The organism is Porphyromonas sp. COT-108 OH2963 (genome assembly GCF_000768895.1).
GTDB lineage: Bacteria > Bacteroidota > Bacteroidia > Bacteroidales > Porphyromonadaceae > Porphyromonas_A > Porphyromonas_A canoris.
Map to the genome: position 1 here is coordinate 172,991 of NZ_JRAP01000006.1, position 26,596 is coordinate 199,586.

28 protein-coding genes are annotated in these 26,596 nt (G+C 46.5%); 19 read left to right on the forward strand and 9 right to left on the reverse strand.

Features of this window, described 5'->3' with window-relative positions:
• Positions 1-80: 80 nt before the first annotated feature.
• The 6 genes from HQ39_RS02700 to HQ39_RS02725 are packed head-to-tail and all read left to right on the forward strand — an operon-like array spanning position 81 to position 6,621.
• Positions 81-1,142 (forward strand): agmatine deiminase family protein, encoded by a 1,062-nt coding sequence (locus HQ39_RS02700; protein ID WP_036863471.1) that lies wholly within the window; start codon positions 81-83, stop codon positions 1,140-1,142.
• A gap of 3 nt (positions 1,143-1,145) precedes the next feature.
• Positions 1,146-2,033 (forward strand): carbon-nitrogen hydrolase, encoded by an 888-nt coding sequence (locus tag HQ39_RS02705; protein WP_036846668.1) that lies wholly within the window; start codon positions 1,146-1,148, stop codon positions 2,031-2,033.
• 9 nt (positions 2,034-2,042) lie between these two features.
• The gene (locus tag HQ39_RS02710; protein ID WP_036863473.1) at positions 2,043-4,055 is read left to right on the forward strand and encodes an alpha amylase C-terminal domain-containing protein; all 2,013 of its coding nucleotides are present in this window, start codon (positions 2,043-2,045) and stop codon (positions 4,053-4,055) included.
• Positions 4,056-4,083: 28 nt separating this feature from the next.
• Complete coding sequence (locus HQ39_RS02715; protein ID WP_036863476.1) at positions 4,084-5,040, forward strand: NAD(P)-dependent oxidoreductase; 957 nt, start codon at positions 4,084-4,086, stop codon at positions 5,038-5,040.
• Positions 5,041-5,082: 42 nt separating this feature from the next.
• Positions 5,083-6,126 (forward strand): tRNA (adenosine(37)-N6)-threonylcarbamoyltransferase complex transferase subunit TsaD, encoded by a 1,044-nt coding sequence (gene tsaD / locus HQ39_RS02720; RefSeq protein ID WP_036863479.1) that lies wholly within the window; start codon positions 5,083-5,085, stop codon positions 6,124-6,126.
• On the forward strand, positions 6,127-6,621 hold the full coding sequence (locus tag HQ39_RS02725) for a CinA family protein (protein ID WP_052079371.1): 495 nt from the start codon (positions 6,127-6,129) through the stop codon (positions 6,619-6,621).
• Between the two features lie 510 nt (positions 6,622-7,131).
• Here the strand turns inward: HQ39_RS02725 and rlmH are convergent.
• The 8 genes from rlmH to HQ39_RS02765 all read right to left on the reverse strand — a co-directional run bounded on the left by rlmH (position 7,132) and on the right by HQ39_RS02765 (position 13,243).
• Positions 7,132-7,608, reverse strand: a complete 477-nt coding sequence (gene rlmH / locus HQ39_RS02730) for a 23S rRNA (pseudouridine(1915)-N(3))-methyltransferase RlmH (RefSeq protein WP_036789717.1) — start codon at positions 7,606-7,608, stop codon at positions 7,132-7,134.
• Positions 7,605-8,288 (reverse strand): YggS family pyridoxal phosphate-dependent enzyme, encoded by a 684-nt coding sequence (locus HQ39_RS02735; protein ID WP_036863481.1) that lies wholly within the window; start codon positions 8,286-8,288, stop codon positions 7,605-7,607. Before HQ39_RS02735 ends, rlmH begins: the two co-directional genes overlap by 4 nt.
• Positions 8,285-8,707, reverse strand: a complete 423-nt coding sequence (locus HQ39_RS02740) for a DUF4494 domain-containing protein (protein WP_036789726.1) — start codon at positions 8,705-8,707, stop codon at positions 8,285-8,287. Before HQ39_RS02740 ends, HQ39_RS02735 begins: the two co-directional genes overlap by 4 nt.
• A gap of 21 nt (positions 8,708-8,728) precedes the next feature.
• Positions 8,729-9,298 (reverse strand): isochorismatase family protein, encoded by a 570-nt coding sequence (locus HQ39_RS02745; protein ID WP_036863484.1) that lies wholly within the window; start codon positions 9,296-9,298, stop codon positions 8,729-8,731.
• Between the two features lie 16 nt (positions 9,299-9,314).
• Complete coding sequence (locus HQ39_RS02750) at positions 9,315-10,469, reverse strand: 1-acyl-sn-glycerol-3-phosphate acyltransferase (RefSeq protein ID WP_036863487.1); 1,155 nt, start codon at positions 10,467-10,469, stop codon at positions 9,315-9,317.
• A 65-nt stretch (positions 10,470-10,534) separates the two neighbouring features.
• Positions 10,535-11,518: a D-alanine--D-alanine ligase gene (locus HQ39_RS02755; protein WP_036863568.1), complete on the reverse strand. Its 984-nt coding sequence runs from the start codon at positions 11,516-11,518 to the stop codon at positions 10,535-10,537.
• A 40-nt stretch (positions 11,519-11,558) separates the two neighbouring features.
• Complete coding sequence (locus tag HQ39_RS02760; protein WP_036789732.1) at positions 11,559-12,617, reverse strand: RluA family pseudouridine synthase; 1,059 nt, start codon at positions 12,615-12,617, stop codon at positions 11,559-11,561.
• On the reverse strand, positions 12,617-13,243 hold the full coding sequence (locus HQ39_RS02765; protein ID WP_052079373.1) for a PASTA domain-containing protein: 627 nt from the start codon (positions 13,241-13,243) through the stop codon (positions 12,617-12,619). The genes HQ39_RS02760 and HQ39_RS02765 overlap by 1 nt, the downstream gene beginning before the upstream one ends.
• Before the next feature lie 212 nt (positions 13,244-13,455).
• On the opposite strand from HQ39_RS02765, the gene HQ39_RS02770 reads away from it, so the two are divergent.
• Positions 13,456-14,019, forward strand: coding sequence for a peptidylprolyl isomerase (locus tag HQ39_RS02770; protein WP_036863574.1), 564 nt, complete (start codon positions 13,456-13,458; stop codon positions 14,017-14,019).
• Positions 14,020-14,832: 813 nt separating this feature from the next.
• Here the strand turns inward: HQ39_RS02770 and HQ39_RS09505 are convergent.
• Entirely contained in the window at positions 14,833-15,597 is a 765-nt protein-coding gene (locus HQ39_RS09505) for a 3'-5' exonuclease (protein ID WP_036863490.1), read from the reverse strand.
• A gap of 41 nt (positions 15,598-15,638) precedes the next feature.
• On the opposite strand from HQ39_RS09505, the gene HQ39_RS02780 reads away from it, so the two are divergent.
• The 12 genes from HQ39_RS02780 (at position 15,639) to fsa (ending at position 26,147) form a co-directional block, all read left to right on the forward strand.
• Positions 15,639-17,678 carry a M3 family metallopeptidase gene (locus tag HQ39_RS02780; RefSeq protein WP_036847036.1) on the forward strand — a complete coding sequence of 680 codons (2,040 nt, stop codon included), beginning with the start codon at positions 15,639-15,641 and terminating at the stop codon, positions 17,676-17,678.
• A 35-nt stretch (positions 17,679-17,713) separates the two neighbouring features.
• Positions 17,714-18,187, forward strand: coding sequence for a hypothetical protein (locus HQ39_RS02785; RefSeq protein WP_036789763.1), 474 nt, complete (start codon positions 17,714-17,716; stop codon positions 18,185-18,187).
• A 120-nt stretch (positions 18,188-18,307) separates the two neighbouring features.
• Complete coding sequence (gene rpsF / locus HQ39_RS02790; RefSeq protein ID WP_052079375.1) at positions 18,308-18,694, forward strand: 30S ribosomal protein S6; 387 nt, start codon at positions 18,308-18,310, stop codon at positions 18,692-18,694.
• 1 nt (position 18,695) lies between these two features.
• A complete protein-coding gene (gene rpsR, locus HQ39_RS02795) occupies positions 18,696-18,965 on the forward strand; it encodes a 30S ribosomal protein S18 (protein ID WP_200878513.1) in 270 nt (89 codons plus the stop codon).
• A 49-nt stretch (positions 18,966-19,014) separates the two neighbouring features.
• A complete protein-coding gene (gene rplI, locus HQ39_RS02800) occupies positions 19,015-19,509 on the forward strand; it encodes a 50S ribosomal protein L9 (protein ID WP_052079376.1) in 495 nt (164 codons plus the stop codon).
• A gap of 356 nt (positions 19,510-19,865) precedes the next feature.
• The gene (locus HQ39_RS02805; RefSeq protein ID WP_036863492.1) at positions 19,866-21,542 is read left to right on the forward strand and encodes a putative transporter; all 1,677 of its coding nucleotides are present in this window, start codon (positions 19,866-19,868) and stop codon (positions 21,540-21,542) included.
• A 27-nt stretch (positions 21,543-21,569) separates the two neighbouring features.
• Complete coding sequence (locus HQ39_RS02810; RefSeq protein WP_036789768.1) at positions 21,570-22,205, forward strand: redox-sensing transcriptional repressor Rex; 636 nt, start codon at positions 21,570-21,572, stop codon at positions 22,203-22,205.
• A gap of 48 nt (positions 22,206-22,253) precedes the next feature.
• Complete coding sequence (locus tag HQ39_RS02815) at positions 22,254-22,886, forward strand: hypothetical protein (RefSeq protein ID WP_036863495.1); 633 nt, start codon at positions 22,254-22,256, stop codon at positions 22,884-22,886.
• 26 nt (positions 22,887-22,912) lie between these two features.
• On the forward strand, positions 22,913-23,698 hold the full coding sequence (locus tag HQ39_RS02820; protein ID WP_036863497.1) for a formate/nitrite transporter family protein: 786 nt from the start codon (positions 22,913-22,915) through the stop codon (positions 23,696-23,698).
• An 18-nt stretch (positions 23,699-23,716) separates the two neighbouring features.
• Positions 23,717-24,895, forward strand: coding sequence for a type IX secretion system outer membrane channel protein PorV (gene porV / locus HQ39_RS02825; RefSeq protein ID WP_036863500.1), 1,179 nt, complete (start codon positions 23,717-23,719; stop codon positions 24,893-24,895).
• A gap of 39 nt (positions 24,896-24,934) precedes the next feature.
• The gene (gene ispF / locus HQ39_RS02830; protein ID WP_036863578.1) at positions 24,935-25,414 is read left to right on the forward strand and encodes a 2-C-methyl-D-erythritol 2,4-cyclodiphosphate synthase; all 480 of its coding nucleotides are present in this window, start codon (positions 24,935-24,937) and stop codon (positions 25,412-25,414) included.
• A 76-nt stretch (positions 25,415-25,490) separates the two neighbouring features.
• Entirely contained in the window at positions 25,491-26,147 is a 657-nt protein-coding gene (gene fsa / locus HQ39_RS02835) for a fructose-6-phosphate aldolase (protein ID WP_036789778.1), read from the forward strand.
• The last annotated feature ends 449 nt before the right edge of the window (positions 26,148-26,596 follow it).

Sequence of the window (26,596 nt, forward strand, 5' to 3'; positions counted from 1 at the left end):
TTATAGCATCAAAGGATCTTCCCCGGTTTTTGATTCCGAGGGTGAGATCCTTTGTTCTTTTATTAAATAACAGACTGCATATGTCCGACAATATCAATAAGCGTAGAAGATTTATTCCCGAATTTGAACCTCAAGATGCAGTGCTGCTTTGCTGGCCTCATAAGAGTATGGATTGGAACTACATCCTTTCCGATATAGAGCATTGCTATGAGCAGATTGCCAAAGCGATTTTGAGATTTCAACCTCTGGTCATTGCCTGCATAGAGCCTACGGAAACTCTTCTCCATCTTCAGGAGTTATCTTTCCCACACACGTTGCGGATAATTACCGATATTCCTTTGAATGATACATGGGCAAGGGATACAGCTCCTTTATCTTTGATGGAAGATGGCAAGCCTCTGCTTCTTGACTTTGCTTTCAATGGCTGGGGCTTGAAGTATGGTTGGGATAAGGATAATGAGATAACAGCCTCACTGCAGAAACATGGCGTGTTTGCCCCGAATGTCGGTTGCCACAGAAAGAAAGATTTTGTCTGCGAAGGGGGGGCAGTAGAAACCGATGGATGCGGCACGCTACTTACGACAAGCTCTGTACAGTACGAGCCCAATAGGAATAGCAAACTCTCCAAGCAGGAGATCCTTGATGTGCTGAAGGAGGAGTTTGGAGTAGAACAGGTGGTCTCTCTTTCTGTCGACGCAATGTCCGGAGATGATACAGATGGACATATAGATACATTGGCAAGATTTTGCAGTCCGGATACCATAGCTTACGTAGGTGCTCCTAAGGATAAGAGTGATATTCATTTCGATTCATTGGTGCGGATGGAGCAAGAACTTCAAGCCATGAGAAATACTAAGGGAGAGCCTTATCGCTTGGTAAAGCTGCCTTTTGTTTCTCCTGTTTATGATCCCTTGCGAGGAGAGCGACTGCCTGCTACGTATGCAAACTTTCTCTTGATCAATGGAGCGGTTTTACTCCCAGTATACAACGCTCCCGAAGATGAGGAAGCAATAGCGGTCATAAAAGAAACTTTCCCGGACAGGGAGGTGGTCGCAATAAACTGTTTCACTGTTGTGCGTCAGCACGGATCGTTGCATTGTATCACGATGCAGTTTCCTAAAGGTTTTGTTCAAAACATCTAAGATATGAAAGTAGCACTCATACAGCAGCACAATACTCCCGATAGAGAAGAGAACAAACAGCGTTTACGTGGTAAAATATTGGATGTCGCCCGGCAAGGAGCCGAGTTGGTTGTTTTGCAAGAACTGCATAATGGTCTTTACTTCTGCCAAGAAGAAGATGTGAACATCTTCGATCAGGCAGAACCTATACCGGGAGAATCGACCACATTCTACGGGGCTATTGCAAAAGAGGCAGGTGTTGTACTGGTAACTTCACTATTTGAAAAGCGTGCCACCGGACTCTATCACAACACTGCGGTAGTACATGAAAAGGATGGATCTATTGCCGGAATATACAGAAAGATGCACATTCCGGATGATCCGGCATACTACGAAAAGTTTTATTTCACACCCGGAGATCTTGGCTTTCATCCCATAGAAACCTCTGTGGGTAAGCTGGGTGTTTTGGTTTGTTGGGACCAGTGGTATCCGGAAGCAGCACGGCTTATGGCTTTGGCAGGAGCCGAAATGCTCATCTATCCAACGGCGATAGGCTGGGAAAGCACCGATATTCCACAAGAGAAAGATAGACAAAGAGAGGCATGGATTACCGTGCAGAGAGGTCATGCTGTTGCCAATGGACTTCCTGTGGTAGCAGTAAATAGAGTAGGCTATGAAGAAGATCCTTCCGGACGTACAAATGGTATAACATTTTGGGGTTCTTCTTTTGTTGCCGGACCGCAAGGAGAACTTCTGGCAATGTTTTCCAATACAGAAGAAGAGGTCAGAGTCGTTGATGTGGACTTACGCCGTTCAGAAAATGTCCGTCGTTGGTGGCCCTTCTTGAGAGATAGACGAATAGATGCTTTTGCAGACCTGTCATTGAGATATAGAGACAACAAAAGATTTTAGAGCAGACGTATGAATCTTCCGATAATAGAGAATGATCCTTGGCTTAAGCCTTATGCTGATATAATAAACAAGAGAAATCAGAACATAAAGAGTAAGAGAGAAGAGCTGACCTCTAACGTGTCCGGCTCACTTTCTCGCTTTGCTGACGGATATTTATATTTCGGTCTTCACAGAGAGAAGACCGGTTGGGTTATCAGAGAGTGGGCACCTAACGCCACAGCTCTCTACCTTCTTTGCGATGGCAATGGCTGGAAGATAGAGGAGGCATTTAAGTTTCATCCGTTAGATCATGGTATATGGGAGCTTTCTCTTCCTTTGAATGCTCTCAAGCATGGAGATCATTTCAAACTCTTTGTAGAGTGGAACGGAGGTAGTGGCGAGCGCATACCTGCCTGGGCGAAGTATGTTGTCCAAATGCCGGATACCGCCATCTTTTCTGCGATGGTATGGGAGCCGGAATCTCCTTTTGCCTTTAAGCACGGCAGACCGACATCCAATCATCAGCCACTCTTAATTTATGAGTGTCATGTCGGAATGGCTACCGAAGAAGAGAAGATAGGAACGTACAATGAGTTTAGAGAGAATGTCCTTCCGAAGATAGCCGAATCGGGTTACAATGCCATACAGTTGATGGCAATACACGAACACCCCTACTATGCTTCCTTTGGTTATCAGGTCTCCTCTTTTTTTGCTCCATCTTCCAAGTATGGTACGCCTGATGAGTTGAAAGCACTTATTGACGAAGCGCACCGATTGGGCATAAAAGTGATAATGGATATTGTTCACTCCCATGCCGTAGCCAATGAAGTGGACGGACTGGTTCGTTTTGACGGATCTGAAGAGCAGTATTTCTATCCCGGAGGAAAGGGAGAACACTCCGAGTGGGGCACGAAACTTTTCGATTATGGTAAGAATGAAGTCCTTCATTTCTTACTCTCCAACTGCAAGTATTGGCTGGAAGAGTTTTGCTTTGATGGTTTCCGCTTCGATGGCGTAACCTCTATGCTCTATCTGCACCATGGTATCGGAGCTTCTTTCTGTACCTATGGAGACTATTACAACGATATGCAGGACGAAAATGCTCTTACCTATTTGGCTTTGGCAAATGAGCTTGTGCATGAAGTCTATCCCGAAGCTGTTACCATTGCGGAAGATGTCAGCGGTATGCCCGGTCTTGCTTTACCGGTAAAGAGTGGCGGATATGGCTTCGATTACAGAATGGCTCTTAATATCCCCGATTTCTGGATTAAGATCATCAAAGAGTATCCGGACGAACATTGGACACCGGGCTCTATCTGGTGGGAGTGTACCAACAGGAGAGGCGATGAGAAGACAATAAGCTATGCCGAAAGCCATGACCAGGCATTGGTAGGAGATAAGACCATCATCTTCCGCCTTATAGATGCCGATATGTACTGGCACATGGATAGAGCAGATTCCAATATGAACGTGGAGCGTGGTATTGCGTTGCACAAGATGATACGTCTGGTTACCGCTACAACCATAAATGGAGGTTACCTGAACTTTATGGGAAATGAGTTCGGACATCCCGAATGGATAGACTTTCCCCGTGAAGGCAATGATTGGAGCTATAAGTATGCTCGTCGCCAATGGTCTCTTCGAGAGAACGGATTTCTGAGGTATCAACTCCTGGATGAGTTTGACAAGAAGATGATACACTTTATCTCCGGTATCAGAGACTTTGCTTCTCTTCCTCTAAACTCTATCTGGGAACAGAATGAAGAGCAGGTGTTGGCTTACACAAGAGGTGAGTATATGTTTGTTTACAACTTCAGTCCGTCCAATTCTTATACAGACTATAACATCATAGCCCCTTCCGGTGAGTACGAAGTCCTTTTCTCTTCCGATGACACAGCCTTTGGCGGCTACGATCGGATAGATAAAACAGTACATCACTTTACCGCTCCAGATGTCAGCTATACGATAGAGGGCAAGGGGATTTTGTCTTTATACTTGCCGGCTCGTACGGCTATGGTTCTTAGACGAATAGAGAAAAAATAGGTATATCAATATTATACAGCGCAGAAAGATGAAACTATTAGTCGCTTTTAATATGCTTAGAGAGGGCTGGGATGAGCTTCAACAACATTTTGAAGTCGTATTCCCTCCCGAAGGTAGAGACTTTACACACGATGAGATTGTAGAACAAGTGGCAGACTGCGATGTGCTCTGCTCGGTATTTGATATCCCCGTAGATAGAGAGATAATAGATGCCGGAAAGAAGCTCAAACTTATTTCCAACTACGCCGTAGGCTATAACAATATAGATATAGAGTATGCAGCATCTAAAGGGATTGCCGTTACCAACACTCCTCGATCGGTAGTAGAACCCACTGCCGACCTTGCTCTCTCTTTGTTGTTGGATGCTACACGAAACATCTCTCGCTGGGATGCGCTGATGCGGAAAGAGCAGCACGCCTTGAAGATTTCCCGTTTGACCAATCTTGGAACAGGCATCCATGGCAAAACGCTTGGCATTATCGGAATGGGTAATATTGGAAAGGCCTTTGCTCGCAGGGCACAAGCGTGTGGCATGAAGATTCTCTACAATAAACGCACACGCTATCCCGAAGCGGAAGAAGCCGGACTTGCATTCACCTACGCCTCTGTGGAGGAGATCCTTAAGCAGGCGGATGTGGTCTCTCTTCATGCTCCTTACTCCAAAGAGACGCATCACCTCATAGATGCTAAAGCATTGAAGATGATGAAGCCTACTGCTATTCTGATCAATACAGGCAGAGGAGCATTGGTGGACGAAGCGGCTCTTGTGGAGGCTTTACGCAGTGGCACTATTGCCGCAGCCGGGTTGGATGTATTTGAAAATAAAGATATTCCCTCATTGGAACTCTACTCTCTGCCCAATGTATCTCTTACTCCACACATTGGAACACAGACCGTGGATGCCCGTATGGAGATGCTCAAAGAGCTGTCCGATGCCGTTATCGGATTTTTCCACGGAGGACGAGAAGTGCCTCGCGTTGTATAGATCGCTGTGGACATTCTCAAATTATAACAACTCAGAACAACAATGGATATAACATCACTCATAGATACCGATAAAGTCATTTTAGGGATAGAGTCTTCCTGCGACGACACTTCTGTGGCAGTACTTAGAGGGGATACGATACTCACTAACGTCATAGCCGGTCAGGCTGTTCATCAGGCGTATGGAGGCGTAGTGCCCGAACTCGCCGGACGTGCTCACATGCAGAATATTGTACCGGTTGTCTCGGAGGCTATCAAGCGTGCCGGTATAGAGAAAGAAGATATAGACGTCATCGCTTATACGAGAGGACCGGGACTTTTAGGCTCTCTCCATGTGGGCACTTCGTTTGCAAAAGGGATGGCAATGGGGCTTAAAATTCCTATGGTAGATGTCAATCACTTGCAGGCACACGTTCTGGCGCACTATATCCAGACTCCCGACACTCGTGTAGCTGTTCCGGAGTTTCCTTTTCTCTGCCTTCTCGTCTCCGGTGGCAACTCTCAGATCATTTTGGTAGAGTCTCCCTCCAAGATGGATATTGTGGGCAAGACCATTGACGATGCAGCCGGAGAAGCATTCGATAAGTGTGCAAAGGTTATGGGACTCGGTTATCCCGGCGGTCCTGTTGTGGACAGGTTGGCAAAAGAGGGAGATCCGAAAAGATTTGCTTTTGCGAAGCCTCAGATTGCCGGACTCGATTACAGCTTCAGCGGACTCAAAACCTCTTTCCTCTATACACTGAGAGACGAGCTGGAAAAAGACCCTGACTTTATTGAGAAAAACAAAGAAGATCTCTGCGCATCGCTTCAACACACCATCATAGAGATATTGATGCAGAAACTGGTTAAGGCTGCCAAGCAGTATGGAGTCAAGGAAGTGGCAGTAGCCGGAGGTGTTTCTGCCAACTCCGGTCTTCGTTCTGCATTTGTAGATTACGGTAAACGCTATGGCTGGAACATCTATATTCCTCCGTTTGCATACACTACGGACAACGCTGCGATGGTAGCCATGGCAGGTGCTTTTGCTTATAAAGCAGGAGAGAGAAGCGGTTTCGACTTGGAGCCTTACTCCAGAGTAAGCATTTAGATGAATACACTAAAACAGGTGCAAGAGATAGCACAACTTCTCTTGGAACGTGGTTGCACCCTGCGAGTAGCCGAGAGCTGTACCGGAGGGAATATCTCTCACCGCCTTACGGAAACAGATGGATCTTCTCTCTGGTTCGGTGGTGGCATGGTAACCTATACGCCTGAAACCAAAAGAGAATGGCTGTTGAGCGAATGGCGTGAAGAGTGGAGCAGCGATCTTGTAAGAGAGGATGTTGCTGTGGCTATGGCGCAGTCTCTATGGGAGAGAGGCTCTTCATCCTCCTCTCTCATAACGCTATCCACTACCGGAGTAGCCGGTGATTCTCCGTATTGTGGGCATCTGCCCGGAGAGATGTGGGTAGCAGCTGTGGTGTGTGGAGAGATACACACGCTGAAAGTAACCTTACCACCTCAAGAGAGCAGGCAGGAGCGCATCCAAGCTCTAACTGAAGCAGCTCTCAGCTTTTTACTCTCTTTGCTTGAGAGGAAGTAGCAGAGTCTTCCCAAAATCAGTGTATAAAAGTTGTTATAGAGCGGTCTAAAAAGATCGCTCTTCCTGTTTATTTTCTCTTCTGAACGAGTAAAAAAATAGAAAGCAAAGTTTGATTTGTAACAGACAAGGCTTGGTTTGTAGGAGTTAAGCTTTGATTTGTGAGAGTTAGGTTTTGATTTCTGTAAATCGAGCCTTGATTTACAGAACAGAATACGTTTAGAGCAAGTTTTTAATACTATCGTTTCTGTTTGGGAACGGATTAAGTTTCTTTTTGTTCTGCTTTCACTTCTCTTTTCGATGATAGACAGGAAGAGAAGCATGGAAGATGAGTTTTGTCGTTTTAGGTAAAGCGACAGTCGGACAGAGGAGGAAAGGGAGAGAAGGTGCTATTTTGAGATCTTTTGCCAAGAAGCTCTCTTTTTCAAAGGTCTTATTTTCAAGATTGACGGCTGACAGGTAGAGAGAGCTGGAGGAGTGTGCCAGGAGTGAGGGTCGGATGTGATCCGTCTCTCAATCGTGGTGATAGGGGAGACCTTTGATGATGGAGATCCAGCGATACACCTGCTCTGCAAGGAAGAGGCGTATCATTTGGTGGGAAAATGTGAGCTTGCTAAGAGAGATTTTTTCGTGTGCCACGGCATAAACTTCATCCGAAAATCCGTAAGGTCCGCCAATGATCAAGACCATTCTTTTATAGGATGATTGTATCTGTCCATCGAGCCAAACCGCCATTTCGGACGATGTTCGCTCCTTGCCTCTTTCATCCAAAAGGATTATTCTGTCCGATGTTTCGAGTTTGCTCAAAATCAGTTCGCCCTCTCTCTTTTTCTGCTCTTCGGGGTCGAGCGATTTCCTGTTTTTTATATCCGGAATGGCTATCTCTTCCACAGAGATATACCTTCCGGATCTTTTGTAGTATTCTTGTGTGGCAGACTCCAAACCTTTGTCGTCCGTCTTGCCGATGTAGAGGATGACGATCTTATTCACTCCGAAAAGATTTTGGAACCTACTCTTACGATGGTTGCGCCGTATTCGAGGGCGATCTTGTAGTCGTGGCTCATTCCCATGGAAAGCTCTTTGAATGTGGCAGGCAGCTCAAGTTCGTCGGCTTTTGCCTGTACCTCTTTCATGAGATCGGATACTTGTTTGAACTCCGAGCGTATCTGTGCTTCGTCGTCCGTATTGGTTGCCATGGTCATCACGCCTGCAAACTCGACATTCTTGTACTTCTGCCATGGCTTGGAGGCGATAAGGGCGCGAAACTCTTCCGGTGAGAGTCCGGATTTGGTCTCTTCCTGTGCGATATGGATCTGCAACAAGACACGGAGCGGAGCCGTGCGACCCACTGCCTGTCCTGCTCTCTTGTCTATCTCTTCCAGTAGCGACTCAGAGTCCACACTGTGGATCGTGTGGATGAAAGGCGCAATATACTTCACCTTGTTACGCTGCAACTGACCTATCAGATGCCATTCGATGTCTTTCGGTGCTACTTCGTACTTGGCTCTCAACTCCTGTACACGGTTCTCTCCGAACACTCTCTGACCGGCACTCTCATAGGCTGTCATGAGAGCCTCGACCGGATAATATTTTGAGACAGCCACCAGCGTGACACTCCGATCTTGCGGAAGTGTCTGCCGGATAGCTTCTATATTTTCTCGGATGCTCATGCGTTACCTCTAAGGATGTCCATTATCATGGTTTCACTGACGGCGGCAAGCTCGTAGTCCATCATGCTTCCGCTCATTCCTTTGTGCAGTAGAGCTATGGCACCTTCTACGTCTGCTGCCTGCGAAAGCATATTGACGTACTTCTTCTTTTCTACTCCTGCTTTCTCGTCCAAAGAGATGAAGCCGACCTTCATCTTGTAAAACTTGTCGCCGTTCTCGTCTGTGAATATCTCGGCATACTTTACCTTCTTCACGCTGTCCACGATGAACGGACCACGCGGACCGAGTTCTTCGGCAAGTCTATTCTCTGCTTCGGTAAAGGAAAGAGCATCCAAAAGGTAGATTTCGGACACTTTCTTCATCTTTCCGTCCTGATTTTCTTCTTTCTCGTAGGTTACTTTACATTCAAACCAATTCATTTTCGTTGTTCTTTATATCTGTTATGCTATGTTACATTGATGTGTCTGTGCAAATTTTTCTACGGTTTCTCCGTCGTCGAAAGAGCCGATGCACTCTTTCAGTATGACGATATTCCGGGGAGGCATACCATGCTTGATGAGATCGCTCAGCGTGGTGAAGACACAATATTCGCCTGCTATGCCGCACACTTCGACAGAGGAAGAGGATCGGAGATATTCGGGCAGGCTCTCTCCGAATGCGCTATACTCATCTTTCTCTTGCAGCTTCCCTTTCTCCACAATAGTGATGCGAGGAGCAGCAGAACTGCCCTTTAGCTTGATGAGAGCCTGCATCAGCGGTTCGTATATAGCAGCTCCCACGCTCTGCTTGATGCAGTGCGGCGGCCACTCTCCGCCTTGAGCCACGAAGCTGCAGTGGTCTATCGGGTGAGCATCCACGGTAATTACGATCTGTTCCCACGCTTGGGTGGGAGCAAGAGCCTCTTTCTCTATCCGTTCCGTCAGCTTCAGCATTGCCGCTTCAGCTTTGGGTACAGCCAATGATCCCGATATGAAGTCTATTTGTGGATCTACGATCAATAGTGTTTTCATGTTCTGTGTCTGTTCTTTACGCATTGAGATTGTTGATGAGAGGGTTGGCGTACATCTCCAGAATGCGTTCTCTGAGAAATGCTTCATCCTTTTCTCCTCCCGATATCTCTATCTTCGCAATCTGTTCGGCGAAGTAACGCTCTATCTCTTCCAGATCTTTTTCTCCGTACATACTGCCTTGATACTTCTTTGTTCCGTTGAGAAGATCATAGGCGATGTAGTTTATTTCATAGAGTCTATATCTTTTGTGTATCCGCTTGTCTATCTCTTCTGCCCAGGCTTGAAGGGCTTCTTTCGTCGGGAGTCCGGTACTAAAGTCGCCCATCGGATCGCATACGGAAAGGTGTACACGCCCTTTCTTGCCTACGATACCCTGCTGCATGTTTTTGAGATCATCCATCTGGCTCTTCTTGTGATCCGGATTGATCTTTTTCTGTAACATCTCTTGCGCTTTGAGATAGTCGCATGGGTCGTACTCGTAAGAGAGCGATACGGGAACGATTTTCAACTCCCGGAGAGCGGTGTCGGTATCTTTGTCCGAACTCATCGTCAGCATTTTCAGCATGGCTGTCTGCGTCCGGTCGTTGGAGTCTTTGGCTCTACCCTCTCTTTGAGCTATCCATACCGGTTCGCCGGTCTCGGTAATGGTGTGGCGGATATAGGAAGAGAGCTTTTTGCTTTCGGCGAGCATCTCTCTGACGGATACCGCTCGTTTGACGATAAAAGAGTTGTTGATCCTGACGAGTTGCCTTATCCACTCCTTGATGAGAAGGTTATCGCCTATCGCGATTTGAGGGAACAGCTTGCCGTTCTGAAAGAGTAAGACGCTGAGGAAAGAGGCATCCAAGACAATGTCTCTATGGTTTGTGATAAAGGTGTAAGCCTTATCTCCCTCTATTTTACTCATGCCGGAAGCAGAGAGAGAAAAGCAACTTTTCTTGGCGATCTGCATTACGACCGGAAGAGAGATGTGTTTCTTGAAGTCGTAAATGGTTCGGATCCGCGGTTGCAACGCTTCCAAATCTTTTGCCGTATGCCCCGGCAGCATCAGAGGAATAAGGGCACGAAGCGTCTCATCCTGCAATAGCTGTGCAAATGCTTCCGGTATCTCTGTTTCGTTTAGCGGTCTTATGTCTTTGTAAAGATCGTTGGATATGTTGGTTGTTTCCATACTTTCAGTTTCGATTTTGTGTTGGTTGATCAGTGCGATAGTGTCTGCTCTATCGGGGCATATACTCAGGCGTTCAGGTTGTACAGGATGATCTCTTTCAAGACCTCTTTCATGGACAGTCCTGCAGCTTCTACCTGTTGCGGAATAAAGCTTGTGGGGGTCATGCCGGGCGTGGTATTGACTTCCACCAGATAGGGTGTGCCTTCGGGAGATATGAAGTAATCTATCCGGATGATGCCTTTTGCATTGAGAGTAGAATAGATGCGAACGGTCAGGTCTTGGATTAGAGCAAACTGTTCTGCCGGGATACGTGCCGGAGTGATCTCTTCAACCTGTCCGTTGTACTTCGCATCAAAGTCGAAAAACTCGTTTTTACTCACCACTTCGGTTACCGGAAGCACATGTATGCCATCGCTATCCTTGTAGCAGCCGCACGTTACTTCCGTGCCGGTCAGGAGCTGTTCGAGGATCACGTCTCCTCCTTCTGCGGTGGCATCCATTACGGCTTTTTCAAGCTCTTCTGCCTTTTTTACTTTGGTTGTAGCCACGCTGGAGCCTCCGGCATTCGGCTTTACAAATAGCGGAAGCCCAAGTTCTTTGACGATTTCCTGCTTATCGTAGGTGTCTCCTTCGCGAAGAAGAATCGCTTTGGCAACATTGTAACCAAGAGTCGAAAGGCTTCTGTTGCAGAAGAACTTGTTAAAGGTCAGAGCGGAAACGAAAGCAGGGCAAGTGGAATGAGGGATCCCAAGCATCTCGAAATAGCCCGGAAGAAGTCCGTTTTCACCCGGAGTGCCGTGGATGGTAATATAGGCAAAGTCGAACCGAGCCTTTTCTCCGTTGGGATAGTAGGAGAAGTCGTTTTTATCTATCGGGTACTCCTTGCCGTTTTCATCCGTTGCCACCCACTTTTTAGAGGTGATGATGACCGGAACGGCAGAGAACATTTCCTTGTCCAAAAAGGATAAGATACCTGCCTGACTCTTTAGAGAGACACCATATTCACCGGAATCTCCTCCGGCTATAACGGCTATGTTGATTTTATTCATTTCAGCTCCTTGCTTCATATTCGTTTACTCGTGCTATTTACTACTCTATGCCCTCGTTGGCATATCGTCTCCACTTCTCCAGCAACATGGAGATGTCATCGGGTAGAGGGGCAGAAAACTCCATCTGTTCGCCTGTAACGGGATGTCCAAATCCGAGAGTTGCGGCGTGTAATACCTGTCGGGGACATATCGCCATGCAGTTGCTCACAAACTTTTTATAGTTTGCCGTGGACTGTCCTCTGAGTATCTTCTCACCACCGTACCGCTCATCTGCAAACAGCGGATGCCCCAAGTGCTTCATGTGTGCACGTATCTGGTGGGTTCGTCCCGTTTCGAGCCTGCACTCTATCCATGTTACGTAGCCCAGCGTCTCCAATGTCTTGTAGTGTGTAACGGCACTCTTTCCTATCTCTCCCTCGTACGGATAGACCGCCATCTGCATTCGGTCTTTCGTGTCTCTCGCTATGTTTCCTTTTATTGTACCCTCTTTGGGTTCGGGTCGTCCCCATACCAACGCGCGGTAAGACCTTGTTGTGGTCTTGTCGAAAAACTGTCTGCTGAGATGCGTTTTGGCTTCAGCCGTTTTTGCCACCACGAGCAGTCCGCTCGTGTCCTTGTCTATCCGATGCACCAGACCTACTCTCGGATCATTCGGATCATAGTTCGGATCATCCTTCAAATAGTAGGCAAGCGCATTCAGGAGCGTGCCTGTATAGTTGCCATGACCCGGATGCACCACCAGCCCGGCAGGTTTATTCACCACCAGCAGCTCGGAGTCTTCATACACGATCTCCAGTGGGATGTTTTCCGGAATGATTTCAAACTCATAAGGAGGCCTTTCGAGACGCAGACTTACCTCGTCCAGAGGTTTTACTTTATAGTTGCTCTTGACCGGACGATCGAATACAAAGATAGCGCCTGCATCGGCTGCCTGCTGTATGCGATGCCGTGAGACGTTCGGCATACGGTGGACGAGGTATTTGTCTATACGCAAAGGGGCTTGCCCTTTATCCACTTTGACGCTGAAGTGTTCGTATAGCTCTATGACCTCATCTTCTTCATCCGACAGAGGCGAGTTGTCTAAATCCAAGTCCTGCATCAGAGAAAGTCCTCATCTATTTGTGCTTCATCTTCGCCTGTTCCCAAAGAATCTTCCGGAGCAAGCATGGCATCCTCATTGTAGAGCGAATTGATGTTATTGGAAGAGACCTCCAAGATGAGCTTGCTGTTGTATGCAACCAGCGTTCCCTCCTTGAGTTCTCGTCCCGAAGCATCTGTTACACGCAGGGCAAGATCGTTATACGGCCCGCTCACATAAGAGATGGTGATATTGGTAAAACCGCTACTGCGGAGCAGAGCTTCTGCTTGTCTCATAGAGACTTCGCTGATCTTCGGGATGCGTTTTTGTGCTATCTGGAATGTATTTATGGTAGCATAGACGGAGCGATGCCTTTTAATCTTGGCACCTCCACCGGGTGTAAACTCCAAGATAACCCCTCTCGGATGGGTGGAGCTATACACTGAGTCTGTTACGTTCAGCATCAAGTCTTGCGATGCCAAAAGGGTCTGTGCTTCCTCTATCGTCATACCTTTGATATCGGGAACCACTACCGCATCGTTGTGATTGGTGTACACTTTCAGCAGAGCCATGATGATCCAGATGCCTGCTATGGCAAGAAGAATCATCAGACCGATATTGATGACGAACTTTGTAAGGGATTTCATTTTCTTTATCTCAGAATCTTCGTGTTGTAAACATAGTGAGACCTTTATCCTACGGCATACAGCATAAGCTTTCTCCTCTAAAAGTCCTCATACAAAAGTACAAAAAGAAAAAGGAAGAGCGGTATATGTTCGGTATAATTGCAAAAAACTGCGTATCTTTGACACCGGAAATATTTCCAATACAACAAATTCAATATCAAAGTAACACCAAAATGAAAGTAGACAAAAATCTATTTGTTGAAGCACAATATAAGCTTTATGCTCAGACCAAAGGCGTAGAAGGGGAAGAGCTGGTAGAAGAGACTACAAGCGAAGTACCTTTTCAGTACATTCACGGACTGGGCATGATGTTGCCCGCTTTCGAGCAACACCTTCTTGGTTTGGAGCCGGGAGATAAGTTCGACTTCGTACTCTCTTCAAAAGATGCTTACGGAGAGCATTCCGACGAATACATCACCAATCTTCCTAAAGAGATATTCATGGTAGAAGGTGAGTTCGATAGCGAGATGGTTTTTGAAGGAGCGCAAGTGCCTTTGATGGATGCTGAAGGTCATCAGTTGATAGGTACGGTGGTCGAAGTTGCCGATGAACACGTAAGAGTGGATCTTAACCACCCTCTTGCCGGAAATGACCTGCACTTCATCGGAGAGATAACAGAAGTACACGAAGCCACTACGGAAGAGATCGAGATGTTCTTCCCTCAAAACGGCGGATGCTGTAGCGGCGGAGACTGTGGCAGTGGTGGCTGCAGCAGTGGCGGTTGTGGCTGTTGCTGAGAAAAAGGATACTCTTTTTACGGAGAGATGATACGGAAAGCGTTCGGATCTTTGTTCCGGACGCTTTTTTGTTTCCGGCCTCCTGCTTTAAGGGGGGTATTCCGCACTCCGGATGTTTCTTTCGTTCCCTTTCCGAATGTCTCGGCAAAGCTCTTTTTACTCCTGCCTGAAAATGGAAAAACAGTAGCCGGCGATGTATGCCGGGACAGTACCTTGCTTGAACAAGAATGCCGTTCAGAGTGAAATTTTTATACAAAAATGAAAACCGGTTTTTTTTGCCCCGATTTTTCACTTTTTTAGATGCTTTTTTCTCTATTGCGCCTCTTGTTTTCTCTTATCTTGTTGTTTGATAGCTGCTTATAAAATCAGCCCGAATTTGGAAAAAATTTTTTCTTAGTCCGTTTGATGGACTGTTTTCGAGTTAATAGGTGTAAATTTTAACACCCTCATCTGTGAATAAATCCTAACTCATTTTTCGGTCGAAAAGTGGCAAAAAGAGGATGAAAAACCTCAAAGTCTTAATTGTCAATGTTATAAGTAAAAATTCTAAACACGTTAATCGAATCCGGTAAACGTATTAAATGAAATCGGTAAACGTGTTCATTGAAAAATTAAACACGTTAAGCCGAAACAATATGCTCGTTTAGTGTTTTGAGTGAACCTATATCGGAAATTGTGTTAATAAAATGGGGTAAATTTAACAATTTGGTCGTACTCTGAAAACGACCCCTCCGATCAAAATAGAGAGCGCAATTTGGGCACAGACGGAGAGGGATGGAATATATAAAAATCTCAGCCTGGAAGGGTGGGCGTTCAGCTCAACTTTTTTAAGACAAAGAGAGTGTAGAGAGCATTGGCGTAGGACACCGCACTATTTGCTTTGTCGTGCCACTCTGCGCCAAAGAGTCGGGACAGCTGCTTTAGAGAGAAGAATCGCCCTTGCGATACCTCTTCCGGCAGCTTCTCCAGGGCAAGAGCCATCGTGCAGAGCTGCTCTTTCTGCTCCATGAGAGTGTGCAGAGCATCGTGTCGGGGCAGTGCGTGGCGGAGTACAGCCAGATCGAACGGTAGATTGTGCCCGACAAGAATATCCGCCCGCTCCATATACCGGAGCAGGACAGGGGCAAGAGCGTCTATGGGCAAGCCGTATCGCCGGACACGTTCCGCAGAAAGCCGGTGCACGCTTACGGCTTCGGGAGAGCCGATACTCTCTTGGTAGATCAGAGAGGTGTGCGAACAGATGGGAGAAAGCTCTCCATCAGCCAACAGCAGGGTCGCTTCCAAAGGCAGGGGCGGATCCGTATCGGGGCGCTGTTTATCGAATAGTCCGGTTGTCTGCACATCTATGATAAGGTATTTTCCTGCCTTATCGGGGTTGTCGCTTTGGGGCAGATAGCGGAGAAGCGTTCGGGCAGAGAGAGCGGAAGAAGGTGTTCCCGGTTCGGGATAGAGCCTACTGCCCTTTTTGAAAGATGCGGAGGCTCTTCGCCTTTTACCGTAGAGGTACAGGCGGTAGAGGAGTGTGGCAACCAGGGAAATGGGTATCACCACCGTTATCAGGTATTTTAGATAGAGCATCGTCCAAAAATAGTAACTTTGTCCGGATAATAATGGAAAATATGAAATCTGAATCAACGATAATTTATCCCGACTTTTCCGATCTTTCCACGGCATCTCTCAGCCGGAAGATCACGGAAGGGATAGAAGCACATAAGAGAGAAGTGGCGGAGATAAAGAGCGTAGCGGAAAAGGATGCTACGTTTGAAAACGTGATTCTTGCCCTTGAACGGAGCGGACAAGCACTCGAACAGGCAAGCAATCTTTTCTTTAACCTCCTGCATACGGACAGTACCGATGAGCGTCAGACAGAGGCAGAGCGTCTTGTGCCCCTCTTGACCGAATGGAGCAATGCCATGAAGTATGACGACGATCTGGCGCGGCTCATCAAAACAGTGTATGAGAAACAACCTCACCCCGAAGACGAAGCAGACCGCAGACTGCTTCAACGCACCTACGAGGGGTACAGAGACAGCGGTGCATACCTCGAAAAGGAGAAGAAGAGAGAGCTGGAAGAGATCAAGTCTGCCCTTAGCAGCCATACACTTGCATTTGCCAACCATGTGCTGGTAGAGCAGAACGCTTTCATTTTTCGTACGGAGAACGAAGCGGATCTTAAGGGTATCCCTGCCACGGCACTTGCCATAGCTCACGAGAAAGCCAAGAGCAAAGGGCTGAACGGCTGGGTTTTCGACCTTTCCGCACCCTCTTTCCTTGCCGTGATGAGCTACGCCGAGGATAGGGAGCTGCGCCGTAAATTTTATATGGAAAGGCAGACGCTGGGCAATCATCCCGAAAAGTCGGAGACTTACAACGGGGATCTCCTGAGAGAGATAGCCCGACTGCGACTCAGAATGGCACAGATACTCGGAGAGCCGACCTACGCTCATCTCTCTCTGAGAAAGAAGATGGCACACTCTCCGAAAGGGGTCTATAAAATGCTCGACAGCCTCAAAGCGGCATATAAACCGAAAGCGGAAGCAGAGCTGGAAGAGGTGAGACGCTTCTTTGTCTCGGAAGGCTTTATCGGGAAAGAGGATCGTCTTCAGCCCTGGGACTGGGCTTTTGCTTCCGAAATGTATCGCCAACGTATGTTGAAGTTCGATGCCGAAGAGCTTCGCCCCTATTTCTCATTGGATAAGGTGATAAAGGCGGTGTTCGGACTGGCTACGACACTCTTCGGCATAGAGTTTCGCCCGGACTCCGATGCTCCTGTTTACAGAGAGGATGTGGCTGCATATCGAGTGGTACGCACTTCTACCGAAGAGGTCGTGGGTATTCTGTACACGGACTTCTTCCCCAATCCGGGTAAGCAAAACGGGGCATGGATGACCAACTTTTCGGAACATTGGATGGATGCAGAGGGTATTGCCCATCTGCCGGTGGTGAGTATCGTCATGAATTTTACTCCTCCCACTTCCACTCAGCCCTCTCTGCTCACCTACGATGAGGTGAATACGTTCCTGCATGAGTTCGGACACGCTCTTCACGGACTACTGACCCGAGTGAAGCATGGATCTTTAAGCGGAACGAATGTAGTACGGGATTTTGTGGAGTTGCCCTCGCAATGGATGGAGAATTTTCTGCGTCAGCCGGATTATGTGGCATCGTTTGCGCATCATCACGAAACGGGCGAGCCGCTTCCGAAAGAGCTTTTGGAGAAGCTGCTGTCTACCCAAAACTTCCTTTCCGGATATGCAGGGCTTCGTCAGCTGAACTTTGGGTATCTCGATATGTTCTGGCATACGCTGTCGGACATAGAGGCTATCCCGACGGTGGCAGAGGCAGAAGCCGAGGCTTGCAAGGCTACCACTTTGATAGATACACCCTCTGAGGTAGCAATCTCAACGGCATTCAACCACATCTTCAGCGGGGGATATGCTGCCGGATATTATGGCTACAAGTGGGCGGAAGTGCTGGATGCCGATGCGTTCGACTACCTCTTGGAGGAGGGTTTATGGAGCGGAACGGTGGCTTCAAAGTTTCTACATCACATTTTGGAGCAGGGAGATCTTCGGGATCCGGATATTCTTTACAGAGAGTTTAGAGGTCGGGATGCCAAGATAGATGCGCTGCTCAAAAGAGATGGCGTGGAGCAATAGAGTGAGTATAACATCATACATATATAATTAGGAACATGAACAGAACGATCCAAAGGGTAAATACCCTACTGCTTCTCATGGTTGTCTTTCTGGGTTTTACCGCTTGTCAGAAAGGAGATGAGGAAGCACAGAAAAATCTGGCAGGCAAATGGAGTGCAACCGAACTCAAACTGGGTACAAAAAGCATTGAGGTGTCCGACAGTCCGAGCATAGACCTGAAGGCAAACGGTACGATAAACATTGCCAACATAGACTTGAACAAGATCTTCCCGGACCTTCCGGTGCTTAAACAGATGAATATCATGCCGGAAGAGTGGACGCTCAACTGGAAGATTTTGGACGGTGTCTTCTCTCTAAGTGCCGGGATGGCTTCGGCAAAGTTTGACATCATCTCTTCGACAGAAGAGGATTTGGTGCTCAAACTGACCGATGCAAGTATATTGGGAGACCGCTCTGCAATGCCGGATGAGGAGGTTGTCATTACCCTGAAACGCATTGGCGATAATTGAATAATGGCGGGGAGGTTTGTCTATTCCGGCTATTTTATCTAACTTTGTGCCTCGCGTGGCAGGATATAGCCCTGCCGGTACAAAAATATTAACGTATAATTTATTTATAGTAAACGTTTTATGAACAATTACGAAGCCGTTTTCATTTTAACTCCCGTTTTGTCTGAAGTTCAGATGAAGGAAGCGGTAGATAAGTTTACAGACCTCATCAAAACAAACGGAGGAGAACTTGTAAACCACGAAAATTGGGGCCTAAAGAAGTTGGCTTACCCAATCCTTAAGAAATCTACCGGTTTTTATCAGTTTGTAGAGTTTAAGGCAGAGCCTTCTTTTATTGAGACATTGGAATTGCAATTCCGTCGTGACGAACGTGTTATACGTTTCTTGACTTTCCGCCAAGACAAACACTTCGCAGAGTATGCCGAAAAGAGAAGAAAACTCAAAGGCAACAAGAGCACAACAGAAGCTCAAGTAGTAACCCCTAATGAAGAACAAACAGAAGCTTAATATTATGGCATCACAATCAGAAATCCGTTATCTTACTCCACTCTCTGTGGACGTTAACAAGAAGAAGTATTGCAGGTTTAAGAAAGCCGGTATTAAGTTTGTAGACTACAAAGATCCGGAGTTCCTAAAGAAATTCCTTAACGAACAAGGAAAGATTATTCCTCGTCGTATCACAGGTAACTCACTCAAGTTCCAACGTCGTGTGGCTCAAGCTGTGAAGAGAGCTCGTCATATCGCGTTGTTGCCTTACGTGACAGACCTTATGAAATAAGAGTTTTTGTAGTAATAGTAAGAAACAACTAATATAAAGGAGACAGAATATGGAAGTTATTTTGAAAGAAGACGTGCAGAACCTTGGCTTCAAGGACGATATCGTTACGGTGAAGGATGGTTATGGCCGCAACTTTCTAATCCCTAGAGGTATGGCTGTGATAGCATCAGAGTCTGCCAAGAAAGTACTAGCTGAAAACCTTAGACAAAGAGCGCACAAGCTTGCTCAAATCAAGAAAGACGCTGAGGATTTTGCTCAAAAGCTGGACGGTGTTTCTCTAACCATTACGGTTAAGACAAGTGCACAAGGAACAATCTTTGGATCTGTAAACAATATTATGATCGCTGAAAAACTTGAAGAAAAAGGTTACAGCGTAGATCGTAAGAAGATTTCAGTTCCGGGTAATATCAAAGAAGTTGGTAGCTATATCGCTAAGATTGCTCTTCACAAAGAAGTTAGTGTGGAGATTCCTTTTGAAGTGGTATCTGAGTCTGCGCCTGTGGCAGAAGCTGCTGAACAAGAGGTTGCAGCTACACAAGAGTAATATTCTCTTTGGCTATCCTCTGAAACACAATCTTCAAAACAATTTTATGTAGAAGTTTTTGGTGTTAATAATAATTTGTGAGAGATCTCGTCCTCTGAATAAGAGGGGCGAGATCTCTCTTTTTATTCCCTCCGCATGCTCCCTTTCCGTGTCTGCTTTTCCCTCTTCCCGTTTAAGGGTGTTCCGGTAGAAACATTACAGCCGAAAGAGATACAAAAACCGCGTTAGTTGCAGCCTTGACATCTTTTGACTTTAGTATATTATTGTTACCTTTGTCCCGCCGGTAAATCTAATAAGAACCTTACAACATTAACATTATATACTTGAAAGAGTCAAACTAAACTTAGGTCTGAATTATGGAGTGGTTTACTCAGTTATTTACGGTGCAAAGTGTCGCACAGTCTGTTCTTATTATAGCGCTGACGATAGCACTGGGCATCCAGTTGGGTAAGATCAAGATTGGCGGGATCAGTCTTGGTGTTACTTTTATTCTTTTTGTGGGAATACTCTTTGGAGAGTTAGGATGGCATGTCAATCATGAAGTCCTTCATTTTTTCAAAGAGTTTGGTCTCATTCTTTTTGTTTATTCGATAGGTATGGCGGTTGGACCGAGTTTCTTCTCCAACTTTAAGAAAGGGGGAGTTACCTACAACCTGCTGGCGGCTTCGATTGTCCTTTTGGGAGCCATTACAACCCTTGCCATACATTATATGACAAAGATTCCCGTTCCTACGATGGTCGGGATCATGTCCGGTGCCATTACCAATACTCCAGGTTTGGGAGCTGCTCAACAAGCTTATTCCGACGTTACCGGAGCTGCGGATCCTACCATTGCCATGGGGTATGCGGTAGCTTATCCTTTGGGTGTCGTCGGGATTATTCTCTCTCTTATTCTGATAAGGGTTGTTTTCAGAATCAATCTTGAAGAAGAGAAGAAAAGCAGAACAGTAGGAGCGGAAGAAGAAACTCAAACTCTCGTTCCGTTGTCCTTACTCGTTACAAATCCGGCTCTGAATGGTCGTACTATCATTGATATAGTAAAAGCATTGGAAGGAAGAGATTTTGTTGTCTCGCGTCATCTCTCCGGTCAGACCGGAAAGATAGAGGTGGCAAACGGACAAACCGAGCTGCATACCGGAGATAAGCTCTTTGTGATCGCACAGAGAGACGATGTCGATGCCATCACAACCATCATAGGAGAGCAGATCGTCATGGATAGAAAGCAGTGGGTTCCGGCTCATGCGGAGTTTGTGAGCCGCCAAATCCTGGTAACGAATGGCAGACTGTCCGGAAAGAAAATCGCTGATCTGCAGTTGAGAAAACTTTATGGTGTGAATCTTACCCGACTTACACGTTCCGGTATAGACCTTGTAGCTTCTCCGGACTTGCATATTCAGGTTGGAGATAAGCTTACCATTGTTGGTAGTGATCCTGCAATAGCTCAAGTGGAAAAGATGATGGGGAATAAGGTAAAGCATCTTCACGAGCCCAACTTGTTCTTCATATTTATAGGTATTGCTTTGGGTATTATTCTCGGCTCTATTCCTATTCTTGTTCCAGGTATTCCTCAACCTATTAAGTTAGGATTGGCAGGCGGTCCATTGGTTATTTCCATACTTATTAGTAGCTTTGGATACAGATTTAAGATGGTTACTTATACCACCCACAGTGCTACTTTGTTGATGCGAGAGATTGGTATAAGCATCTTTTTGGCTTGCGTTGGTATCGGAGCCGGTAACGGGTTTATAGATACAATCGTAAATCAAGGAGGTTGGCAGTGGATAGGATATGGTTTTATCATAACCGTCTTACCGCTACTCGTTGTCGGAGCTATTGCGAGAGGAGTCTTCAAGGTGAACTATCTAAAGTTGATGGGACTTATATCCGGTAGTACCACAGATCCTCCTGCGCTTGCTTATGCCAATGCAACTGCCACAAATGATGACCCTGCCATTGCATACGCAACCGTTTATCCGCTGACAATGTTTCTACGAGTAGTGGTCGCACAGCTGATGATCTTGCTGTTTATATGATAAATTAGAGGTAGAATAAAACTTCAGATGGGACGAATAGACAAACAAACTCAAGTACCGGAGCCAACACTGCGCAGATTGCCGTGGTATTTGGCTCATGTAAAACTGATGCAAGCAGAAGGACTCAAAAGTATTTCCTCTACTGCCATAGCAAAGTGTATAGGTATAGATCCGGCTTTGGTAGCCAAAGACCTCTCTTACGTGGATATTTCCGGTAAGACACGTGTCGGTTATGGGGTGGATCAGATGGTTTCTGTCTTAGAGTCTTTTCTGGGTTTCACTCAGACTCACAAGGCTTACGTGTTCGGGGTGGGCAACTTAGGTGCTGCTCTTTTGGCGGATAAAGGACTGAGCCAGTACGGCATGGAGATTGTCGCAGGTTTTGATGTCGATCCGTCTATCTGTGGAACGACCATTTCGGACACTCCTATTTATCATTTGGACGAGTTGGATCGGGTGATGAAAGAAACTCCCGGCTCTATCGGAGTGCTTACCGTCCCGATCTCTAAAGCGCAAGAAGTGACGGATATTGTAGTGAGCAAAGGTATCAGAGCCGTTTGGAACTTTACCCCATTTCGGATAAAAGTTCCTGAAGATATTGTAGTGCAAAATACCTCCATGTATGCACATCTTGCAGTGATGTTCAACAGACTCAAGAGTTGACACTGTACAGACTGCCGGTGTACAAGGCAAGGTAGAAACGGATAATAAATGAAGATATTCAGTCTTTCGGGACATTTGTATTCGGGTAAGAGAACACAGTCTGAGTTTTCGGATGATGCTGTGGTTCTCCTACCCGATTCTGCTTATGTAAAGAGCGGAAAGCCGGTTTTCCCTCCCATTGAAGAGGGCGAGCCTGTTGCCGTAATGCCTGTGCTGGTATTGAAGATGAATCGTATAGGCAAGAGCATCGCTCCCAGATTTATACATCGTTACTACTCTGCCATAACCGTTGGTTACTCTCTTCTATTGCCTGAGCTGCTCGACACACTCTCTTCCCAAGGAGTACCGACCTTCTCTGCTTACGGCTTCGATGGTGCTTTGGTTTGGGGCGAGACAGGATTCTCCCCCGAACTTATCAGGGAGAATGGTGCGGTGAAAGTTTTCCATCAAAAAGGAGAAGCGCAAGAAGAGATTCATATCCCCGTCGAGCTTTTGACCAAAGCAGAAGAGACTCTTGCTCGTCTAAGCAGGTATCACACCATTAAGATTGGAGACATTTTCCTGCTCCCTCTCCGGCAGGCATTCGACACGGCAGCTATAGGAGACAACCTCTGCCTCTTATTGGAGGACACAAATCAAAAAGAAGAAGCACAGCTTTTGACCAGACTGTCTCTTCGATAAAGAACACATTAGAACTTAGCTAAACAATGAATATATTATCGCCCGATGCCATAGTGATGGCTGCAAAAGATCTGGGCATTTCAAAAGCAAACTATTCGCTCATAAAGACACTTCTGTTGGGCTTTCTCGGTGGAGCTTTCATCGCAATGGGAGGGACGCTCTCCGTTCTTGTCTCCGGAGGAATGCCGGCACTTACTGCCGAGAACCCCGGACTGCGAATGCTCTTGTCGGGAATGACTTTCCCCGTGGGCATTATCCTTGTCGTTATTGCAGGGGCAGAGCTTTTCACCAGCAACAATGCTGTCTTGATGCCGGGATTTTGGAATAAAGACTTTGGTCTGAAAAAGCTTCTTCGGAACTGGACACTGGTCTTCATCATGAACCTTGTAGGTGCGGTTTGCTTTGCGTACCTCTTGGTCTATCTCGTGGGACTCTTTGCGCAAGACCCTTGGCACAGTACGATCATCGGAATAGCGGAGTATAAAACTTCCGCTCCCTTTTGGAAAGTTTTCGTGAAAGGGATTGGTGCCAACTGGCTGGTCTGTTTGGCCATCTGGATGGGGCTTAGTGCTACGACCACGATAGGTAAGATTTGGGGACTTTGGTGGCCGGTAATGACATTCGTGGCGCTGGGCTACGAACACTGTGTCGCCAATATGTTCTACATCCCTCTCGGTATGATGGAGGGTGCGGATGTTTCTCTCACAGACTTCCTTTGGGGTAACCTTCTGCCGGCAACCCTTGGTAATATCGTGGGAGGAGGGCTTATGGTTGGCACTTGGTACACCTCTTCTTTTTTGAAAAAATATTGACACTATACAGCATACGTTATGAGACAGCGAGCTTACTTTGTAAATCCTTTCCTGCTGATCTTTTTGGTCTCATTCCTGAGCATCAATAAGCTCTCCGCCCAAACCGCTTCATCGTCGGATGTTTATCTGCCGGCTCTCTCTCCCATTGTTACTGCCGCATCTTCCTTATCCATAGTCACGGATGCTCGCAGTGCGGCATTAGGAGGTCTTGGTGTCGCAACGGAAGCGGATGCTGTCTCTGCTTACTTCAACCCCGCAAAGCTCTCTCGTACCGGTAACTCCTATGGCGTTTCTGTCGCTTATCTCTCATGGCTGAGTGCAATAACGGATGGAATCGGTATAGCAGACCTGACCGGATATTTCCGTCCATCCTTTCTGGGAGCGGAGCGGAAGCATACTTTCGGCGTTTCCCTCCGTAGAATGAATATTGACGATGTGCATGTCTTTGGGAAGTCCGGCTCTATCACACATACCTTCAGCCCTTTTGAAGCATCGGCACAGCTCTCTTACGCTTATGCTCTTTCCGATAAGTGGTCTTTTGGAACGGGGTTGAGATATTTCTATACCGCAGGATCATCGGGGCATCTCTCCTACTATCCCTCTGTGGGTAACTTTACTTTCGATTTGGGAGCACTTTTCACCGACTATCTGGATGCCGAAAAGAAGCACAAACTGACCGCCGGAGCATCTCTCCTGAATATCGGTCCGAAGCTGAAGATAGGCGAGAGCAGTAAGTCTCTTTTCATGCCGACCATGTTGCGCGCAGGGGTCGGGTATCAGACCCGATTTGCCAAAAATATCTCCTTGGCATCTTATCTGGAGTTGGAAAAACTGCTTGTGCCATCTTATCCTATTGGGAAAGACTCGGACGGAACCACGGATCTCATAGACGAGTATTACTCCACTACCGCACTTCAAGGCATATTTGCCTCATTCTCTGATGCTCCGGAAGGGTTTGGTGAAGAGCTTAGAGAGTACACACCGGCACTGGGTATCGAGGCAGGGTACAACGATCTGGCTTTTCTTCGTCTCGGTTACAAGTATATGCATCCCTCGAAAGGATCGGACAGTGGATTCTCTATGGGTGTCGGCGTAAAGTACAAGTTCGTCCGTTTCGACTTTGCCTACTTTGCTGCCATAAGCGCACGCAATCCTCAGAATGGTACGCTCCGTCTTTCGCTTACCGGCTCGTTTTAATCCATTCATCCACAGAAACAAAAAGATAAGACTATGGGAGTGAACATAAGGGTAGGGTTCGGATACGACATTCACAGGCTTGTTCCGGATAGAGATCTCATTATCGGAGGGGTTCGCATACCTCATTCGGTCGGACTTTTAGGGCATTCCGATGCGGATGTTCTCCTTCATGCCATCTCCGATGCGCTTTTGGGGGCGGCAAACCTAAGGGACATCGGCTACCATTTTCCCGATACAGACCCCAAGTACAAAGGGGCAGACAGTCTCTTTTTGCTCGGAGAGGTCGCAGCCCTTCTCAAGGATAAAGGATACGCCATAGGCAATATAGACTCCACCATTATAGCTCAAGCTCCGAAGATGAACCCTCATATCCCGGAGATGCAAGCCAATATATCAAGAGTCCTGAATATCCCTCAAGAAGATATTTCGATCAAGGCAACCACTCACGAAAGGCTCGATGCCACAGGGAACGAGGAGGGTATTGCCGCCATGGCTACGGCTCTTATATATAGGGACTAAGGTATGGAAGAGCCTATTGTCGCTCTCCGCTTTTTTCACTACTTTTGAACAGAACATTATATCAATCCATTTATATATGAAGTTTTTTGTAGATACAGCGAATCTGAACGAGATCAAGAGAGCCCACGAACTTGGTATTTTGGATGGGGTTACTACCAATCCATCCCTGATGGCAAAAGAGGGAATCTCCGGAAAAGATGCTGTCATGAAACATTACAAGGCTATCTGCGACATAGTGGAAGACAAGGTTAGCGCTGAAGTTCTCTCTACTACATACGAAGAGATGATGGCAGAAGCCGAAGAGCTTATTGCGATATGTCCGGAAAAGATTGTCATCAAAGTTCCCATTATTAAGGATGGATTAAGAGTGATCAAGGAGCTGACAGAAAAAGGTATCAGAACAAACTGCACTCTTATATTCTCTCCGGCACAAGCACTTTTGGCTGCAAAAGCAGGAGCTACCTATGTATCGCCATTCTTGGGACGCTTGGACGATATTAGTCAGGATGGGCTTAATCTTATAGAAGATATTCGTGTGATCTTTGACAACTACGGATACACTACTGAGATTTTGGCGGCTTCCATCCGTTCTCCGCTGCATATAACACTTTGTGCAAAGATCGGTGCGGATGTCATTACATCGCCTTTGGACTCTATTCTGAAGTTGCTCAATCATCCTCTTACCGATACCGGCTTGGCAAAGTTTATCCAAGACTCGAAACAGCTGGTTTAGTTCGGCAGAATTATTTTAGGAACAAGGTAGAAGACCGATGTGCTTTTGGAGGAGCGCGTCGGTCTTTTTATATAAAAACGTCATGCGGAAAACGGAGGGGAGAAGGGGTGATTTTCGGCTTGGAGGAGGCGAATTTGCCAAGTCGTTTTAAGATAAGATCTTTTGAATGAGAGCGATATGGTAAAATCTCATCTTCGGAGAAAAAATTTTCTTAGAGCATTTCATGGGCTGTTTTCGCGTTAATAGGTGTGAAATTTAACACCTTTACCTGTAAATGTTTCCTAATAAAGAAATTTGCCTTTTCGGGTACATTTTAGGGTGAAAACACATAAGATGCTGATGTATAGCGTTTTAATGATTTTGGCTAAACACGTTAATCGAATCCGGTAAACGTGTTTAATGAAATCGGTAAACGTGTTCATTGAAAAATTAAACACGTTAAGCCGGAA

Coding starts and splice junctions, on each gene's coding strand:
- HQ39_RS02700 (WP_036863471.1), top strand. CDS start 81: ATGTCCGACAATATCAATAAGCGTAGAAGATTTATTCCCGAATTTGAA.
- HQ39_RS02705 (WP_036846668.1), top strand. CDS start 1,146: ATGAAAGTAGCACTCATACAGCAGCACAATACTCCCGATAGAGAAGAG.
- HQ39_RS02710 (WP_036863473.1), top strand. CDS start 2,043: ATGAATCTTCCGATAATAGAGAATGATCCTTGGCTTAAGCCTTATGCT.
- HQ39_RS02715 (WP_036863476.1), top strand. CDS start 4,084: ATGAAACTATTAGTCGCTTTTAATATGCTTAGAGAGGGCTGGGATGAG.
- tsaD (WP_036863479.1), top strand. CDS start 5,083: ATGGATATAACATCACTCATAGATACCGATAAAGTCATTTTAGGGATA.
- HQ39_RS02725 (WP_052079371.1), top strand. CDS start 6,127: ATGAATACACTAAAACAGGTGCAAGAGATAGCACAACTTCTCTTGGAA.
- HQ39_RS02735 (WP_036863481.1), bottom strand. CDS start 8,288: ATGAGCATCCGAGAAAATATAGAAGCTATCCGGCAGACACTTCCGCAA.
- HQ39_RS02740 (WP_036789726.1), bottom strand. CDS start 8,707: ATGAATTGGTTTGAATGTAAAGTAACCTACGAGAAAGAAGAAAATCAG.
- HQ39_RS02745 (WP_036863484.1), bottom strand. CDS start 9,298: ATGAAAACACTATTGATCGTAGATCCACAAATAGACTTCATATCGGGA.
- HQ39_RS02750 (WP_036863487.1), bottom strand. CDS start 10,469: ATGGAAACAACCAACATATCCAACGATCTTTACAAAGACATAAGACCG.
- HQ39_RS02755 (WP_036863568.1), bottom strand. CDS start 11,518: ATGAATAAAATCAACATAGCCGTTATAGCCGGAGGAGATTCCGGTGAA.
- HQ39_RS02760 (WP_036789732.1), bottom strand. CDS start 12,617: ATGCAGGACTTGGATTTAGACAACTCGCCTCTGTCGGATGAAGAAGAT.
- HQ39_RS02765 (WP_052079373.1), bottom strand. CDS start 13,243: ATGAAATCCCTTACAAAGTTCGTCATCAATATCGGTCTGATGATTCTT.
- HQ39_RS02770 (WP_036863574.1), top strand. CDS start 13,456: ATGAAAGTAGACAAAAATCTATTTGTTGAAGCACAATATAAGCTTTAT.
- HQ39_RS09505 (WP_036863490.1), bottom strand. CDS start 15,597: ATGCTCTATCTAAAATACCTGATAACGGTGGTGATACCCATTTCCCTG.
- HQ39_RS02780 (WP_036847036.1), top strand. CDS start 15,639: ATGAAATCTGAATCAACGATAATTTATCCCGACTTTTCCGATCTTTCC.
- HQ39_RS02785 (WP_036789763.1), top strand. CDS start 17,714: ATGAACAGAACGATCCAAAGGGTAAATACCCTACTGCTTCTCATGGTT.
- rpsF (WP_052079375.1), top strand. CDS start 18,308: ATGAACAATTACGAAGCCGTTTTCATTTTAACTCCCGTTTTGTCTGAA.
- rplI (WP_052079376.1), top strand. CDS start 19,015: ATGGAAGTTATTTTGAAAGAAGACGTGCAGAACCTTGGCTTCAAGGAC.
- HQ39_RS02805 (WP_036863492.1), top strand. CDS start 19,866: ATGGAGTGGTTTACTCAGTTATTTACGGTGCAAAGTGTCGCACAGTCT.
- HQ39_RS02810 (WP_036789768.1), top strand. CDS start 21,570: ATGGGACGAATAGACAAACAAACTCAAGTACCGGAGCCAACACTGCGC.
- HQ39_RS02815 (WP_036863495.1), top strand. CDS start 22,254: ATGAAGATATTCAGTCTTTCGGGACATTTGTATTCGGGTAAGAGAACA.
- HQ39_RS02820 (WP_036863497.1), top strand. CDS start 22,913: ATGAATATATTATCGCCCGATGCCATAGTGATGGCTGCAAAAGATCTG.
- porV (WP_036863500.1), top strand. CDS start 23,717: ATGAGACAGCGAGCTTACTTTGTAAATCCTTTCCTGCTGATCTTTTTG.
- fsa (WP_036789778.1), top strand. CDS start 25,491: ATGAAGTTTTTTGTAGATACAGCGAATCTGAACGAGATCAAGAGAGCC.